Origin of the sequence: Pseudomonas sp. Root401 (assembly GCF_001425105.1) — a bacterium.
GTDB classification, from domain to species: Bacteria; Pseudomonadota; Gammaproteobacteria; order Pseudomonadales; family Pseudomonadaceae; genus Aquipseudomonas; species Aquipseudomonas brassicacearum.
Map to the genome: position 1 here is coordinate 1 of NZ_LMDO01000010.1, position 16,220 is coordinate 16,220.

Annotated in this window: 13 protein-coding genes; 7 read left to right on the forward strand and 6 right to left on the reverse strand. The window is 60.4% G+C overall.

Annotation, left to right across the window (positions count from 1 at the left end; translation table 11 throughout):
- Positions 1 to 500: 500 nt before the first annotated feature.
- Positions 501 to 2,726, reverse strand: coding sequence for an NADP-dependent isocitrate dehydrogenase (locus ASC85_RS08835; protein WP_046064957.1), 2,226 nt, complete (start codon positions 2,724 to 2,726; stop codon positions 501 to 503).
- Positions 2,727 to 3,208: 482 nt separating this feature from the next.
- Between ASC85_RS08835 and icd the strand changes: the two genes are divergently transcribed.
- Positions 3,209 to 4,465 carry an NADP-dependent isocitrate dehydrogenase gene (gene icd, locus ASC85_RS08845; RefSeq protein ID WP_003203344.1) on the forward strand — a complete coding sequence of 419 codons (1,257 nt, stop codon included), beginning with the start codon at positions 3,209 to 3,211 and terminating at the stop codon, positions 4,463 to 4,465.
- Between the two features lie 77 nt (positions 4,466 to 4,542).
- Here icd and ASC85_RS08850 read toward each other — a convergent pair whose 3' ends face one another.
- The gene (locus ASC85_RS08850; RefSeq protein WP_003203343.1) at positions 4,543 to 4,812 is read right to left on the reverse strand and encodes a cold shock domain-containing protein; all 270 of its coding nucleotides are present in this window, start codon (positions 4,810 to 4,812) and stop codon (positions 4,543 to 4,545) included.
- A 226-nt stretch (positions 4,813 to 5,038) separates the two neighbouring features.
- Here ASC85_RS08850 and clpS point away from each other — a divergent pair, with 226 nt between their 5' ends.
- Positions 5,039 to 5,401 (forward strand): ATP-dependent Clp protease adapter ClpS, encoded by a 363-nt coding sequence (gene clpS, locus ASC85_RS08855; RefSeq protein ID WP_003180089.1) that lies wholly within the window; start codon positions 5,039 to 5,041, stop codon positions 5,399 to 5,401.
- 29 nt (positions 5,402 to 5,430) lie between these two features.
- Positions 5,431 to 7,701 carry an ATP-dependent Clp protease ATP-binding subunit ClpA gene (clpA, locus tag ASC85_RS08860; RefSeq protein ID WP_003203340.1) on the forward strand — a complete coding sequence of 757 codons (2,271 nt, stop codon included), beginning with the start codon at positions 5,431 to 5,433 and terminating at the stop codon, positions 7,699 to 7,701.
- Between the two features lie 380 nt (positions 7,702 to 8,081).
- Here clpA and infA read toward each other — a convergent pair whose 3' ends face one another.
- From infA to trxB, 4 genes are all read right to left on the reverse strand, one after another.
- Positions 8,082 to 8,300: a translation initiation factor IF-1 gene (infA, locus tag ASC85_RS08865; protein WP_002553999.1), complete on the reverse strand. Its 219-nt coding sequence runs from the start codon at positions 8,298 to 8,300 to the stop codon at positions 8,082 to 8,084.
- 122 nt (positions 8,301 to 8,422) lie between these two features.
- Positions 8,423 to 9,130, reverse strand: coding sequence for an arginyltransferase (locus tag ASC85_RS08870; protein WP_014337689.1), 708 nt, complete (start codon positions 9,128 to 9,130; stop codon positions 8,423 to 8,425).
- A 57-nt stretch (positions 9,131 to 9,187) separates the two neighbouring features.
- Positions 9,188 to 9,868, reverse strand: coding sequence for a leucyl/phenylalanyl-tRNA--protein transferase (aat, locus tag ASC85_RS08875; protein WP_057449037.1), 681 nt, complete (start codon positions 9,866 to 9,868; stop codon positions 9,188 to 9,190).
- An 81-nt stretch (positions 9,869 to 9,949) separates the two neighbouring features.
- On the reverse strand, positions 9,950 to 10,909 hold the full coding sequence (trxB, locus tag ASC85_RS08880; protein ID WP_057449038.1) for a thioredoxin-disulfide reductase: 960 nt from the start codon (positions 10,907 to 10,909) through the stop codon (positions 9,950 to 9,952).
- 308 nt (positions 10,910 to 11,217) lie between these two features.
- Between trxB and ASC85_RS08885 the strand changes: the two genes are divergently transcribed.
- The 4 genes from ASC85_RS08885 (at position 11,218) to crcB (ending at position 16,215) form a co-directional block, all read left to right on the forward strand.
- Positions 11,218 to 13,623 (forward strand): DNA translocase FtsK, encoded by a 2,406-nt coding sequence (locus ASC85_RS08885; protein ID WP_057449039.1) that lies wholly within the window; start codon positions 11,218 to 11,220, stop codon positions 13,621 to 13,623.
- Positions 13,624 to 13,680: 57 nt separating this feature from the next.
- Complete coding sequence (gene lolA, locus ASC85_RS08890) at positions 13,681 to 14,304, forward strand: outer membrane lipoprotein chaperone LolA (protein ID WP_003203330.1); 624 nt, start codon at positions 13,681 to 13,683, stop codon at positions 14,302 to 14,304.
- A gap of 214 nt (positions 14,305 to 14,518) precedes the next feature.
- Positions 14,519 to 15,844, forward strand: a complete 1,326-nt coding sequence (locus ASC85_RS08895) for a replication-associated recombination protein A (RefSeq protein ID WP_003203328.1) — start codon at positions 14,519 to 14,521, stop codon at positions 15,842 to 15,844.
- Positions 15,841 to 16,215, forward strand: coding sequence for a fluoride efflux transporter CrcB (gene crcB, locus ASC85_RS08900; RefSeq protein WP_014337695.1), 375 nt, complete (start codon positions 15,841 to 15,843; stop codon positions 16,213 to 16,215). The genes ASC85_RS08895 and crcB overlap by 4 nt, the downstream gene beginning before the upstream one ends.
- Positions 16,216 to 16,220 lie beyond the last annotated feature (5 nt).

A 16,220-nucleotide genomic window follows, 5' to 3' on the forward strand; every position in this document is an offset into this window, starting at 1 on the left:
TACGTTCGCGTGAATAGTACGTCACAACCTGTCTCTTTCCGCCCTCGGTGTGCTTTTGGGGGTAAATCCGGAGAGGCGACAACTATCCTGACACCGGGGGCACCACTCGGTGCCTCGCTTAGGCTCGGCATGCCCGAACGCAGGCATTGCTCCGTGGGCCCACTGCGCAATGCCTGCGTTCGGCCATCGTCGTTAACGGGGCGCCCCAGATCAAGATCAAAAGCGAGGCGGCCTAACGGCCGGCCTGGTTCTCCTGGTCATACACCTGTCAGATCTGTGGGAGCAAAGCTTGCTCGCGAGGCGGCCTAGCAGCCGGCCTATCTCTCCGACCGTACCCCGATCTTATTGTGGGAGCGAGCTTGCTCGCGATAGCGGCGGGTCAGTCAATATTTGAATTGAATGATGAATTGCAATCGCGAGCAAGCTCGCAGGGGAGGGTTCTAAATGCCAGAAACACAAACCCCGGCACTAGGCCGGGGTTGGTGGTACTGCCTACAACCTTACACCAGCGCAGCAATCGCCGCGTTGAAGGTGTTGCTCGGGCGCATGGCCTTGCTGGTCAGCTCCGGGTTGGCGAAGTAGTAACCGCCGATGTCCACGGGCTTGCCTTGGACGGCATTGAGTTCGGCAACGATTTTTTCTTCGTTGTCGGTCAATGTCTTGGCCAGGGAAGCGAACTGAGCCTTGAGGGCTGCGTCGTCGTCCTGGGCGGCCAGTGCCTGGGCCCAGAACAGGGTCAGGTAGAAGTGGCTGCCGCGGTTGTCGATGCCGCCGACCTTGCGCGAAGGCGACTTGTTGCGGTCCAGGAACTCACCGGTAGCCTGGTCCAGGGTCTTGGCCAGCACCAGTGCTTTCGGGTTGTTGTAGGTCACGCCCAGGTGCTCGAGGGACGCGGCCAGGGCCAGGAACTCGCCCAGGGAATCCCAGCGCAGGAAATTTTCTTCCAGCAACTGCTGCACATGCTTGGGTGCCGAGCCGCCAGCGCCGGTTTCGAACAGGCCACCGCCGTTCATCAGCGGCACGATCGACAGCATCTTGGCGCTGGTGCCCAGTTCCATGATCGGGAACAGGTCGGTCAGGTAGTCGCGCAGTACGTTGCCGGTCACCGAGATGGTGTCCTTGCCTTCGCGGGTGCGGGCCAGGGTGAACTTCATCGCGTCGACCGGCGACATGATGCGGATGTCCAGGCCGGCAGTGTCGTAGTCCTTCAGGTAAGTCTGGACCTTCTCGATCACGACGCCGTCATGGGCGCGCATCGGGTCCAGCCAGAAGATCGCCGGGGTGCTGCTGGCGCGGGCGCGGTTGACGGCCAGTTTGACCCAGTCCTGGATCGGCGCGTCTTTGGTCTGGCACATGCGGAAGATGTCGCCAGCTTCGACGCTCTGCTCCAGCAGGGTGCGACCGTTGTTGTCCGAAACACGGACCACGCCGTCGACCTTGATCTGGAAGGTCTTGTCGTGGGAGCCGTACTCTTCGGCTTTCTTGGCCATCAGGCCAACGTTCGGCACGCTGCCCATGGTGGTTGGGTCGAAGGCGCCGTGTTGCTTGCAGTCTTCGATCACCGCCTGGTAGATGGTGGCGTAGCAGCGATCCGGGATCACGGCCTTGGTGTCGTGCAGCTGGCCGTCGGTGCCCCACATCTTGCCGGAGTCACGGATCATGGCCGGCATCGAGGCGTCGACGATGACGTCGCTCGGCACGTGCAGGTTGGTGATGCCTTTGTCGGAGTTGACCATCGCCAGGGATGGGCGTGCCGCGTAGACCGCCTGGATGTCAGCTTCGATCTGCGCCTGCTGCTCGGCCGGCAGGGCCTTGATGCGGGCGTACAGGTCGCCGATGCCGTTGTTCAGGTTGAAGCCGATCTGCTCCAGCACTTGGGCGTGCTTGGCCAGGGCGTCTTTATAGAACTCGGCAACGATCTGGCCGAACATGATCGGGTCGGAGACCTTCATCATGGTGGCTTTGAGGTGAACCGACAGCAGGACGCCTTTTTGCTTGGCGTCTTCGATTTCAGCGGCGATGAAGTCGCGCAGGGCGTTTTTGCTCATCACGGCGCAGTCGAGGATCTCACCGGCTTGTACGGTGGTTTTTTCCTTCAGGACAGTGGCAGTGCCGTCCTGGGCGATCAGCTCGATTTTCACGCTGCCGGCGGCGTCGATCAGGGCGGCTTTTTCGCTGCCGTAGAAATCGCCGGTGCTCATGTGGGCTACATGGGACTTGGAGTCGGCTGCCCAGGCGCCCATTTTGTGCGGGTGCTTGCGGGCGTAGTTCTTGACCGACAGCGGTGCGCGACGGTCGGAGTTGCCTTCGCGCAGGACCGGGTTCACGGCGCTGCCCTTGATCTTGTCGTAGCGGGCGCGAGCGTCTTTCTCGGCGTCGCTGCTCACGGTTTCCGGGTAGTCCGGCAGTGCGTAGCCCTGGGCCTGCAATTCCTTGATCGCAGCCTGCAGTTGCGGCACCGAGGCGCTGATGTTCGGCAGCTTGATGATATTGGCTTCAGGCGTAACGGCCAGGTCGCCCAGTTCGGCGAGGTGGTCGGCTACGGCTTTGTCACCCAGTTGCTCGGGGAAGCTGGCCAGGATGCGCCCTGCGAGGGAGATATCGCGGGTTTCCACGGCGATATCGGCCGAAGCGGTAAAGGCTTCGACGATCGGCAGCAGCGAGTAGGTGGCGAGGGCGGGCGCTTCGTCGGTGAAGGTATAGATGATCTTCGAGCGGGTGGGCATATTCGGATTAACTCTCTTCTTTGCTAAAGCATGCGCAGAAACTCGAGGGGCGCCGGGTAAGCGCGTTCGTTCAAAGTCATCCGTGAACCGAATGTCGAGGTTTCTTCGCGGTGATGTTGGGTGCATCAGTCGAGCGTCAAGCGGTTGGGCCGCGGTAACGGTCCGGCTTTTAAACTGGCGGAAAGACCTGTGATAGAGCACTCAGCCAGTGTGACCCTGTGGTCAGCGGCGGCATTATACATAGGTAGCTGGCAATCTGCCGATGGTTCATAGACTTCCGTACACGTCCATTGGTCTAAACGTCGCAGTACCCAAGGAGCAGGCTATGCTCATGTTTGGCGCTTTTCCCTTGGTTTTCAGGATTGTACATCGCGAACTGCAACGCTTTCCCCCGGATGAGCCTAACGTAGGGTTTGCGCGCCGATTCAAGTGGGGTACGCTCGAACGCAGCCAGATGTTCAATCCAAGCAACGGAGTTCAGCATGGGGTATCAAAAGATTCAGGTTCCAGCCGTCGGTGACAAAATCACCGTCAATGCAGACCATTCTCTTAATGTTCCCGACAACCCGATCATCCCCTTCATTGAAGGCGACGGCATTGGCGTCGATATCAGTCCGGTCATGATCAAGGTTGTGGACGCTGCGGTTCAGAAGGCCTATGGCGGCAAGCGCAAGATTTCCTGGATGGAAGTCTATGCCGGTGAGAAAGCGACTCAAGTCTACGACCAGGACACCTGGCTGCCCCAGGAAACCCTGGACGCGGTCAAGGATTACGTGGTTTCCATCAAGGGCCCGCTGACCACGCCGGTGGGCGGTGGTATCCGTTCGCTGAACGTGGCCCTGCGCCAGCAGCTCGACCTGTACGTGTGCCTGCGTCCGGTGCGCTGGTTCGAAGGCGTGCCAAGCCCGGTCAAGAAGCCTGGCGACGTGGACATGACCATCTTCCGCGAGAACTCCGAGGACATCTACGCTGGCATCGAGTGGAAGGCCGGTTCGGCCGAAGCCACCAAGGTCATCAAGTTCCTGAAAGAAGAAATGGGCGTGACCAAGATCCGTTTCGACGAGGACTGCGGCATTGGCATCAAGCCGGTTTCCAAGCAGGGTACCCAGCGCCTGGCTCGCAAGGCCTTGCAATATGTTGTCGACAACGACCGCGATTCGCTGACCATCGTGCATAAAGGCAACATCATGAAGTTCACCGAAGGTGCCTTCAAGGAATGGGCCTACGAAGTGGCGGCCGAGGAGTTTGGCGCAACCCTGCTCGACGGCGGGCCGTGGATGCAGTTCAAGAATCCGAAGACCGGCAAGAATGTCGTCGTCAAGGACGCCATCGCCGATGCGATGTTGCAGCAGATCCTGCTGCGTCCGGCCGAATATGACGTGATCGCCACCCTGAACCTGAACGGTGACTACCTGTCCGACGCCCTGGCGGCGGAAGTGGGCGGTATCGGTATTGCGCCAGGTGCCAACCTGTCCGACACCGTGGCAATGTTCGAAGCCACCCACGGTACCGCACCCAAGTATGCCGGCAAGGACCAGGTCAACCCGGGCTCGCTGATCCTGTCGGCGGAAATGATGCTGCGTCACATGGGTTGGACCGAAGCGGCCGACCTGATCATCAAGGGCACCAACGGCGCGATTTCGGCCAAGACCGTGACCTATGACTTCGAACGCCTGATGGAGGGCGCCAAGCTGGTGTCGTCTTCGGGCTTCGGTGATGCCCTGATCTCGCACATGTAAGCGGATCGGCGCTCAGCGCGAATGCCCGGCTCGAGTGATCGAACCGGGCATTTTCATTTGTCCGGTGCGGCGGCCGGTCAATGGGTCTCGGTGACCCTGACCTGGACAGGGGCTGGCGTTTCTTCGACGGTGACAACCCTGATGTTGACCGCGTGCAGGCCCTTGGGTCCCTGGATGACGTCAAACGTCACAGGCTGTCCGGCCTTCAGGGTTTTATAGCCTTCCATGTTGATGGCCGAGTAATGGGCGAAAAGGTCTTCATCATCCCTGCCGGCCGCGATAATGAACCCGTAGCCCTTGGCGTTGTTGAACCATTTCACCTTGCCATTCATCTTGACGACCGACATAACCCATTTCCCTCTGCAACGCACTCCATCACTGGAGTATCATCCAGTCCATCCGCAGGCTAATCTTGAAGTAAGGATAGATTCCACGGACCTTTTTAACCCACGATGGGCTCTATTGGTTGTAACACCGTTTTGCCGATAGTCAAGGTGGCCGGGTGGTCGTGGTTGAAATCGCCCACAAGCGCCCCCATCACTGTATTCGCCAACTAAACGAACCTTTCTTTCCATGCATGCAGTCAGCCAGATTCGACTAACATTCAATCAGGATCGCCCGGATCTACACGACGACGATTCCGCAGGCATTGCTGTTCAGGAAGCAAAGCCTGCATTACAGGCGCCACCGATGTACAAGGTGGTTTTGTTCAACGATGACTACACACCGATGGATTTCGTCGTCGAAGTGCTCGAGGTGTTTTTTAACCTGAATCGCGAGCTGGCGACCAAGGTCATGCTGGCCGTCCATACAGAGGGACGGGCAGTATGTGGAGTGTTTACCCGCGACATCGCCGAGACGAAGGCCATGCAGGTCAACCAGTACGCCCGGGAAAGCCAGCATCCGCTACTCTGTGAAATCGAGAAGGACGGTTAACGCCGACCACTTGGGTATGAGGTGAAGCTATGTTAAACCGCGAGCTCGAAGTCACCCTCAATCTTGCCTTCAAGGAGGCTCGTTCGAAGCGTCATGAGTTCATGACCGTCGAACACCTGCTGCTGGCCCTATTGGATAACGAGGCTGCCGCCACCGTTTTGCGTGCCTGCGGCGCGAACCTCGATAAACTCAAGCATGATCTGCAGGAGTTCATCGACTCCACCACGCCACTGATCCCCGTTCATGACGAGGATCGCGAAACCCAGCCAACCCTGGGCTTCCAGCGTGTCCTGCAGCGTGCTGTCTTCCACGTACAGAGCTCGGGCAAGCGTGAAGTCACCGGCGCCAACGTGCTGGTTGCCATCTTCAGCGAGCAGGAAAGCCAGGCGGTGTTCCTGCTCAAGCAGCAGAGCGTTGCGCGTATCGATGTCGTCAACTACATCGCCCATGGCATCTCCAAGGTGCCGGGGCATGGCGATCATTCCGAGGGTGAGCAGGATATGCAGGACGACGAGGGCGGTGAGTCTTCTTCTTCGGGCAATCCACTGGACGCCTATGCCAGCAATCTGAATGAGCTGGCACGCCAGGGACGCATAGATCCACTGGTCGGACGCGAGGCTGAGGTCGAGCGCGTTGCGCAGATCCTGGCTCGGCGTCGCAAGAACAACCCATTGCTGGTGGGCGAGGCGGGCGTGGGCAAGACCGCAATCGCCGAAGGCCTGGCCAAGCGTATCGTCGACAACCAGGTGCCGGATCTGCTGGCCAACAGCGTGGTGTATTCCCTCGACCTGGGTGCCTTGCTGGCCGGTACCAAATACCGCGGTGATTTCGAGAAACGCTTCAAGGCGTTGCTCGGCGAGTTGAAAAAACGTCCGCAAGCGATCCTGTTCATTGACGAAATCCACACCATTATTGGTGCCGGGGCGGCGTCGGGTGGGGTCATGGATGCGTCGAACCTGCTCAAGCCATTGCTGTCGTCGGGTGATATCCGTTGCATCGGCTCGACCACGTTCCAGGAGTTCCGCGGGATCTTCGAGAAAGACCGTGCCCTGGCCCGGCGTTTCCAGAAGGTCGATGTGTCGGAGCCTTCGGTGGAAGACACCATTGGCATCCTGCGCGGCCTGAAAGGGCGTTTCGAGCTGCACCACAACATCGAATACAGTGATGAAGCCCTGCGCGCGGCGGCTGAGCTGGCCTCGCGTTACATCAACGACCGGCACATGCCGGACAAGGCCATCGACGTCATCGACGAAGCGGGTGCCTACCAGCGCCTGCAACCGGTGGAGAAACGCGTCAAACGTATCGAAGTGCCTCAGGTCGAGGACATCGTGGCGAAAATCGCGCGGATTCCGCCTAAGCACGTCACCAGTTCCGACAAGGAACTGCTGCGTAACCTGGAACGTGACCTGAAGCTGACGGTGTTCGGCCAGGATGCCGCCATCGACTCGTTGTCGACCGCCATCAAGCTGTCCCGCGCCGGTCTCAAGTCGCCAGACAAGCCAGTGGGTTCGTTCCTGTTCGCCGGTCCTACCGGTGTGGGCAAGACCGAGGCCGCGCGGCAACTGGCCAAGGCAATGGGTATCGAGCTGGTTCGCTTCGACATGTCCGAGTACATGGAGCGCCACACCGTATCGCGTCTGATCGGTGCGCCTCCAGGCTATGTCGGTTTCGACCAGGGCGGCCTGCTGACCGAAGCCATCACCAAGCAGCCACACTGCGTATTGTTGCTCGATGAAATCGAGAAGGCGCATCCGGAAGTCTTCAACCTGCTCCTGCAGGTCATGGACCACGGTACGCTCACCGATAACAACGGGCGCAAGGCGGACTTCCGCAACGTGATCATCATCATGACCACGAACGCCGGTGCCGAAACCGCGGCTCGCGCTTCGATCGGTTTCACCCATCAGGACCACTCGTCCGATGCGATGGAAGTGATCAAGAAGAGCTTCACGCCTGAGTTCCGCAACCGCCTGGACACCATTATCCAGTTTGGTCGCCTCAGTCATGAGGTCATCAAGAGCGTGGTGGACAAGTTCCTTACCGAACTTCAGGCGCAGCTCGAGGACAAGCGTGTATTGCTGGAAGTCACCGATGCGGCCCGCAGTTGGCTGGCAGAAGGTGGTTACGATGTGACGATGGGGGCGCGGCCGATGGCTCGCTTGATCCAGGACAAGATCAAGCGTCCGCTGGCCGAGGAAATCCTCTTTGGCGAACTGGCCGAGCATGGCGGTGTGGTGCACATCGACATCAAGGACGGCGAACTGACCTTCGACTTCGAAACCACGGCCGAAATGGCCTGACCGTTAGTCGCAACACAGCAAAAGGCGCCGAAAGGCGCCTTTTTGCTATTCCATGCCCGCACCATACCCTGTTGTGGGCATGGCAAGATTATGTTTCACCGCCAATCCCCTGTGGGAGCGAGCTTGCTCGCGATGGTGTCGGCCCATTCGGCATCGATGCGTGCTGACCCACCGCTATCGCGAGCAAGCTCGCTCCCACAGTTGTCTTGGGCAAGGCACAAGATTGAGTCTCACCGCCAATTACCTGTGGGAGCCAAGCTTGCTCGCGATGGCGGCGGCCCATTTGGCACTTATGCAAGCTGACCCACCGCTATCGCGAGCAAGCTTGGCTCCCACAAACAAAAACGCCCGGCATCAGCCGGGCGTTTTGTATTGACTTGTTAGCGAGCGCGGTAAGTGATGCGCCCTTTGCTCAAGTCATAGGGCGTCAGCTCGACGCGCACTTTGTCACCGGTAAGAATACGAATGTAGTTCTTGCGCATCTTGCCGGAGATATGCGCGGTTACGACGTGCCCATTTTCCAACTCCACACGAAACATGGTGTTGGGCAGGGTGTCGACGACAGTGCCTTCCATTTCGAAGCTGTCTTCTTTCGACATGCAGTAAAGCCCTCGGTATCCAGTGAATGGCCCGGTGCAACTGCGCCAGGCAAAAGCGGCGTGCATTGTGCCCGAAAAAGGGGGGTCAAGCCAAGGGGTTCTAGCTTTTAAGCCGAAGGGATCTAACTCAGGACAACCCACCGCTGGTTAATCAGCAGTTCAATGGGGCGATATTGGGTCTTGTAGTTCATTTTCTTGCAGTTCTTGATCCAGTAGCCCAGGTACACCGCTTCCAGTCCCAGGCGCCGGGCTTCGTTGATTTGCCAGAGGATGGCAAACCGCCCCAGGCTGCGCCGTTCTTCGTCCGGCTCGTAGAAGGTGTACACCGCCGAAAGCCCATTGGGCAGCAGGTCCGTGACGGCGATGGCGACCAGGCGCCCGTCCAGTCGGAACTCGTAGAAGCGGGAAAACGGCAGGTCACGCACCAGGAAGGTCGAGAACTGATCGCGACTGGGCGGGTACATGTCGCCATCGGCATGGCGTTGTTCGATGTAGCGCTGGTACAGGTCGAAATACTCTTCGGTGAACTGCGGCTTGGCCGGGCGGACCTGAAGGTCGGCGTTGCGCTTGAAAATGCGTTTCTGCTGACGATTGGGCAAAAATTGCGCCACAGGGATGCGCGCCGGGACGCAGGCGTTGCAATGCTGGCAATGGGGCCGGTAGAGGTGGTCGCCACTACGACGAAAGCCCATTTCCGACAGGTCTGCGTAGACATGCACATCCATGGGCTGGCTAGGGTCGAGGAACAGCGTCGTGGCCTGCTCCTCCGGCAGATAACTGCAAGAGTGGGGCTGAGTGGCATAGAACTTCAAGCGCGCCAACTCGGTCATGATCAACCCTCGGATAAGCTTTTAAATTTAAGTGTAAGCCACGAGCGCGAATGTCGCTCAGCAAACCCAGGTTGCGTGGTTGGGTTGATCCAGATGGGCCTTGAGATAGCCAGCAAACTCAGTCCGTGGAATCGAGCGGGCGCCCAGGCTGTGCAGATGCTCGGTGGGCATCTGGCAGTCGATCAGCACGAAACCGGCGGTCTTGAGATGTTGGACCAGCTTCGCGAAGCCGAATTTCGACGCATTGTCGGCCCGGCTGAACATGGACTCGCCAAAAAACAGCTGGCCCATGGCCAAGCCATACAGGCCGCCTACCAACGCCCCTTGGTCCCACACTTCCACCGAATGGGCGAAACCGCGGCGGTGCAGTTCCAGATAAGCGGTTTGCATGGCGTCGGTGATCCAGGTGCCCTCGGCATAGTCCCGCGGCGCGGCACAGGCCTGGATGACCGCAGCAAAATCCCGATCGAACGTTACTTCATAGCGCTGCTTGCGCAGCAGTTTGCCCAGGCTGCGGGATATGTGCAGTTCGTCGGGAAACAGCACCGTGCGCGGGTCCGGTGACCACCAGAGGATCGGCTGCCCCTCGGAAAACCATGGGAAGCAACCGTGGCGATAGGCCTGGATCAGCCGGTCGGCCGATAGATCGCCGCCGGCGGCCAATAACCCGTTGGGATCGCGCATGGCTTTTGCCAGGGGCGGGAACTCGAAGGTGTTGCGTTGTAACCAGGTCAGCATTGGTATCCGGCTTAGTAGAAGGGGAGGGCGGCAGGTGGCGGGCCTCGTCCATCAGCGAGCGCCCGCCTGGAAGGTTAACCGTCAAACGGCAGGGATGTCATCGAGATACTTCTCTGCGTCGAGTGCGGCCATGCAGCCGGCGCCTGCGGAGGTAATTGCCTGGCGATAGACGTGGTCGGCCACATCGCCGGCGGCGAACACGCCTTCGATATCGGTCGCGGTGGCGTTGCCTTCGCTGCCGCCGCGCACGATCAGGTAGCCGTCACGCATCTTCAACTGGTCCTGGAACAGCTCGGTATTGGGTTTATGGCCGATGGCAATGAACACGCCGGCCAGGGACAGGGTGCTGGTTTCGCCGGTCTCGCTGTGGCGCAGGCGCGCGCCAGTCACGCCGCTGGCGTCGCCCAGGACTTCATCCAGGTTCTGGTTCCAGTGCAGCTTGATATTGCCGCTGGCGGCCTTTTCGAAGAGTTTGTCCTGCAGGATCTTCTCTGAACGCAGCTTGTCGCGACGATGGATCAGGTGCACTTCCTTGGCGATGTTCGACAGGTACAGGGCTTCCTCGACCGCGGTATTGCCGCCGCCGACCACGGCCACGACCTGGTTGCGATAGAAAAAGCCATCGCAGGTCGCACACGCCGAAACCCCCTTGCCGGCGAAGCTTTCTTCCGAAGGCAGCCCCAGGTATTGGGCCGAGGCACCGGTGGCAATGATCAGCGCATCGCAGGTGTAGGTGCCGCTGTCGCCGATCAATTCGAATGGGCGCTGTTGCAACTTGGCGGTGTGGACATGGTCGTAGACGATCTGCGTGTCGAAGCGCTCGGCGTGCCGTTGCATGCGTTCCATCAGTACCGGGCCCGTCAGGCCTTCGACGTCGCCGGGCCAGTTATCGACTTCCACCGTGGTGGTGAGCTGGCCACCGGCCTGCAGGCCGGTAATGACAACGGGTTTGAGGTTGGCGCGGGCAGCATAGACGGCAGCGCTGTACCCCGCAGGGCCGGAACCGAGAATGATCAGGCGTGAATGCTTCACTTCGCTCATAAAAAACACCTCATAAGCCTTTGTCACAAAAGAGAATGCATGGTCCAATTGGCGCGTGTACACCCTGTATCCGGCTATGCTGTCAGGCAATGCCTTGGCGCGGACAAAACCGTACAATGCTTGAGTTTTGAACGCAGGATGGGCTAAAGATCAAAATCTTCGGCAACACCTGCGGTTTTCTGGATGCACCTCACAGTGGTAAAAGTAGTACCGGTTGTGCACATTCACTTTTTTACCTGCTCGTCATGGGCAGTTTTTTATAGTCATTCAACAGATGGACGCGCCGTTGGCGCAGGAAAAGAAGCGTTTTGAAGAAATCCACCGCAGCACCCAAACCAGTCGTTCCGCTCTGGCGCCAGCAATTGCACTACCGGCTCAAGGAAGGTGCGTTGATCGCCATCGGCGCCCTGTGCCTGTTCCTGATGATGGCCCTGCTGACCTACGGCAAGGACGATCCGGGCTGGAGCCATAACAGCAAGATCGACGACGTGCAGAATTTCGGCGGTCCGGCCGGTTCCTACAGCGCCGACATCCTGTTCATGGTGCTGGGCTATTTCGCCTACATCTTCCCGCTGCTGCTGGCGATCAAGGCCTACCAGATCTTCCGCCAGCGCCACGAGCCGTGGCAGTGGAGTGGCTGGCTGTTCTCCTGGCGCCTGATCGGCCTGGTGTTCCTGGTGTTGTCGGGGGCCGCGCTGGCCCATATCCATTTCCACGCGCCCACCGGCTTGCCGGCCGGGGCGGGCGGGGCGCTGGGGGAAAGCCTTGGCGACCTGGCCAGGAACGCCCTGAACATCCAGGGCAGCACGCTGCTGTTCATCGCCCTGTTCCTGTTCGGCCTGACGGTGTTCACCGACCTGTCATGGTTCAAGGTCATGGACGTCACCGGCAAGATCACCCTCGACCTTATCGAACTGATCCAGGGCGCCATGAACCGCTGGTGGGCGGCACGCACCGAGCGCAAGCAACTGGTGGCGCAACTGCGTGAAGTCGACGACCGCGTCCACGACGTGGTGGCCCCGACGACGCCGGACAAGCGCGAGCAGGCCAAGGTCAAGGAGCGCCTGATCGAGCGTGAACAGGCGTTGAGCAAGCACATGTCCGAGCGCGAGAAGCAGGTGCCGCCGGTCATCACCATGGCCCCGGCCAAGCCGCCGGAGCAGAGCAAGCGCGTCCAGAAAGAGAAACAGGCGCCGCTGTTCGTCGACAGCGCGGTGGAAGGCACCTTGCCGCCGATCTCGATCCTGGACCCGGCCGAGAAAAAACAGCTCAACTACTCGCCCGAATCCCTGGCGGCCGTCGGCCATTTGCTGGAGATCAAGCTCAAGGAGTTCGGTGTCGAGGTCTCGGTGGACTCGATCCACCCGGGCCCAGTGATCACCCGCTACGAAATCCAGCCGGCCGCCGGCGTGAAGGTCAGCCGCATCTCCAACCTCGCCAAAGACCTGGCGCGTTCGCTGGCCGTGACCAGCGTGCGGGTGGTGGAAGTGATTCCCGGCAAGACCACCGTGGGCATCGAGATTCCCAACGAAGACCGGCAGATCGTGCGCTTCTCCGAAGTGCTGTCGACGCCTGAGTACGACAACCACAAGTCGCCGGTCACCCTGGCCCTGGGCCATGACATTGGCGGCAAGCCGGTCATCACCGACCTGGCGAAAATGCCCCACCTGCTGGTGGCCGGTACCACCGGTTCCGGTAAGTCGGTGGGCGTGAACGCGATGATCCTGTCGATTCTGTTCAAGTCAGGTCCCGAAGACGCCAAGCTGATCATGATCGACCCGAAAATGCTCGAGCTGTCGATCTACGAAGGCATCCCGCACCTGCTCTGCCCGGTGGTCACCGACATGAAGGACGCCGCCAACGCCTTGCGCTGGAGCGTCGCCGAGATGGAGCGCCGCTACAAGCTGATGGCGAAGATGGGCGTGCGCAACCTGTCGGGCTTCAATGCCAAGGTCAAGGAAGCCGAAGAGGCCGGTACGCCGTTGAGCGACCCGCTGTATCACCGCGAGAATATCCACGACGAAGCGCCGCTGCTGCACAAACTGCCGACCATCGTGGTGGTGGTGGACGAATTCGCCGACATGATGATGATCGTCGGCAAGAAGGTTGAAGAGCTGATCGCCCGTATTGCCCAGAAGGCCCGTGCGGCCGGTATCCACCTGATCCTCGCCACACAGCGGCCGTCGGTGGACGTGATCACCGGCCTGATCAAGGCCAACATCCCGACCCGCATGGCGTTCCAGGTGTCGAGCAAGATCGACTCGCGGACCATCATCGACCAGGGTGGCGCCGAGCAACTGCTTGGTCACGGTGACATGCTCTACATGCCGCCGGGCACCAGCCTGCCGATCCGTGTGCATGGCGCGTTCGTCTCCGATGATGAAGTGCACCGCGTGGTGGAGGCCTGGAAACTGCGTGGCGCTCCTGAATACAACGACGACATCCTCAACGGTGTCGAAGAAGCCGGCAGCGGTTTCGAGGGCAGCAGCGGCGGCGGTGACGACGATGCTGAAACCGATGCGCTCTATGACGAAGCGGTGCAATTCGTCCTGGAAAGCCGTCGGGCCTCGATTTCTGCCGTTCAGCGCAAGCTGAAGATTGGCTACAACCGCGCCGCCCGCATGATCGAAGCCATGGAAATGGCCGGGGTGGTGACGGCCATGAACACCAACGGCTCGCGCGAAGTACTGGCGCCGGGCCCGATGCGCGACTAACGACCCGGGCGGCCTGCTGACACGCCGCTCGCCCCCCACGACTTCATGAGGACTCCCATGCGCCTGATTCGCATGTTGCTGTTGCCCGTACTGGCCTTGTCTACTTTGTCGGCCCACGCCGGCGAAAAGGACGTGGCTCGCCTGACCCAATTGCTGGGAGGCTCCCAGACCCTGACGGCGCGTTTCTCCCAGTTGACCCTCGATGGCAGTGGTACCCAGTTGCAGGAAACCGCTGGCGACATGGCCCTGCAGCGTCCAGGCCTGTTCTACTGGCACACCGATGCGCCAGCGGAGCAACTGATGGTCTCCGACGGCAAGAAAGTTTCCCTGTGGGACCCGGACCTGGAGCAGGTGACCATCAAGACCCTCGACCAGCGCCTGACCCAGACGCCGGCGCTGCTGCTCTCCGGTGACATTTCCGAGATCAGCCAGAGCTTCGAGATCACCTCCAAGGAGGCCGGTGGTGTGATTGACTTCACCCTCAAGCCCAAGACCAAGGACAGCCTGTTCGACAGCCTGCGCCTGTCGTTCCGTAACGGCCTGGTCAACGACATGCAGCTGATCGACAGTGTCGGCCAGCGCACCAATATCCTGTTCACCGGGGTCAAGGCCAACGAGCCGATCGCCGCGTCCAAGTTCAAGTTCGACATCCCCAAGGGTGCGGACGTGATCCAGGAATAAACCCAAGACCCCCTGTGGGAAATGGCCTGTAGGAATGGTCTGTGGGAATTGGTCTGTGGGAGCAAGGCTTGCCCGCGATACAGGCACCTCGGTGTATCTGGTAGACCGAGGCGATGCAATCGCGGGCAAGCCTTGCTCCCACAGGTCTGCTCCCACAGGTCTGCTTCTGCAGAGAGAATCGGCATCAGGACCCAGCGGAGGTTTTGTAGTAATCATGGACCTGTTTCGAAGCGCCCCGATTGCCCAGCCATTGGCCGCCCGCCTGCGCGCGACCAACCTGGATGAGTACGTCGGCCAGGAGCATGTGCTCGCCCGCGGCAAGCCTCTGCGCGAGGCCTTGGAGCAGGGTGCGTTGCACTCGATGATCTTCTGGGGCCCGCCGGGCGTGGGCAAGACCACCCTGGCGCGACTGCTGGCGGAAGTCTCGGACGCGCATTTCGAAACGGTGTCGGCGGTGCTGGCCGGGGTCAAGGAGATCCGCCAGGCGGTGGAAGTGGCCAAACAGCAGGCCGGGCAATACGGCAAGCGCACGATCCTGTTCGTCGACGAAGTCCACCGTTTCAACAAGTCCCAACAGGACGCATTCCTGCCCTACGTCGAAGACGGCACGCTGATTTTCATTGGCGCAACCACCGAAAACCCCTCGTTCGAACTCAACAACGCCTTGCTGTCGCGGGCGCGGGTCTATGTGCTCAAGAGCCTCGACGAGGCGGCGATGCGCAAGTTGGTGCATCGCGCGCTGACCGAGGAACGCGGCCTGGGCAAGCGGCATTTGAGCCTCAGCGATGAAGGCTTCCAGATCCTGTTTTCAGCCGCCGATGGCGATGGCCGGCGCTTGCTCAACCTGCTGGAAAACGCCTCGGACCTGGCCGAAGACGACAGCGAGATCGGCGTCGAGCTGCTGCAAAGCCTGCTGGGCGATACCCGGCGGCGCTTCGACAAGGGTGGCGAGGCGTTCTACGACCAGATTTCGGCGTTGCACAAATCCATCCGCGGTTCCAACCCCGACGCGGCCTTGTACTGGTTTGCGCGCATGATCGACGGCGGTTGCGATCCGCTGTACCTGGCGCGGCGGGTGGTGCGCATGGCCAGCGAAGATATCGGCAATGCCGACCCACGGGCGCTGAGCCTGTGCCTGGCGGCCTGGGACGTGCAGGAGCGCCTCGGCAGCCCGGAAGGCGAGCTTGCCGTGGCCCAGGCGATCACCTACCTGGCCTGCGCGCCGAAAAGCAACGCCGTGTACATGGGCTTCAAGGCGGCGATGCGCAGCGCTACCGAGCATGGTTCCCTCGAGGTGCCGCTGCACCTGCGCAACGCGCCGACCAAGCTCATGAAGCAGCTGGGCTACGGCGAAGAATACCGTTACGCCCACGATGAGCCGGACGCCTATGCCGCCGGCGAAGACTATTTTCCCGATGAACTCGAACCCCAGCGCTTCTACCAGCCGGTCCCCCGTGGCCTTGAGCTGAAGATCGGCGAGAAACTCAACCACCTGGCGCAACTGGATCGCCTGAGCCCACGGCAGCGGAGAAAACCTTGATCCCTTTGATTCTTGCAGTCTCTGCCGGCGGTGTTGCCGGCACGTTGTTGCGCTTCGCCACCGGCAATTGGGTCAATGCAAATTGGCCCCGGCACTTCTATACCGCGACGCTGGCCGTTAATATCGTGGGCTGTCTGCTGATCGGCGTTCTATACGGTCTGTTTTTGATTCGCCCGGAAGTGCCCATCGAGGTGCGTGCCGGGCTGATGGTTGGCTTTCTCGGCGGCCTGACGACTTTTTCATCCTTTTCACTGGATACGGTGCGCCTGCTGGAAAGCGGGCAGGTGCCGCTGGCCCTGGGCTATGCGGCCATCAGCGTATTCGGCGGGCTGCTCGCCACCTGGGCCGGCCTGTCCCTGACCAAACTTTGATAACG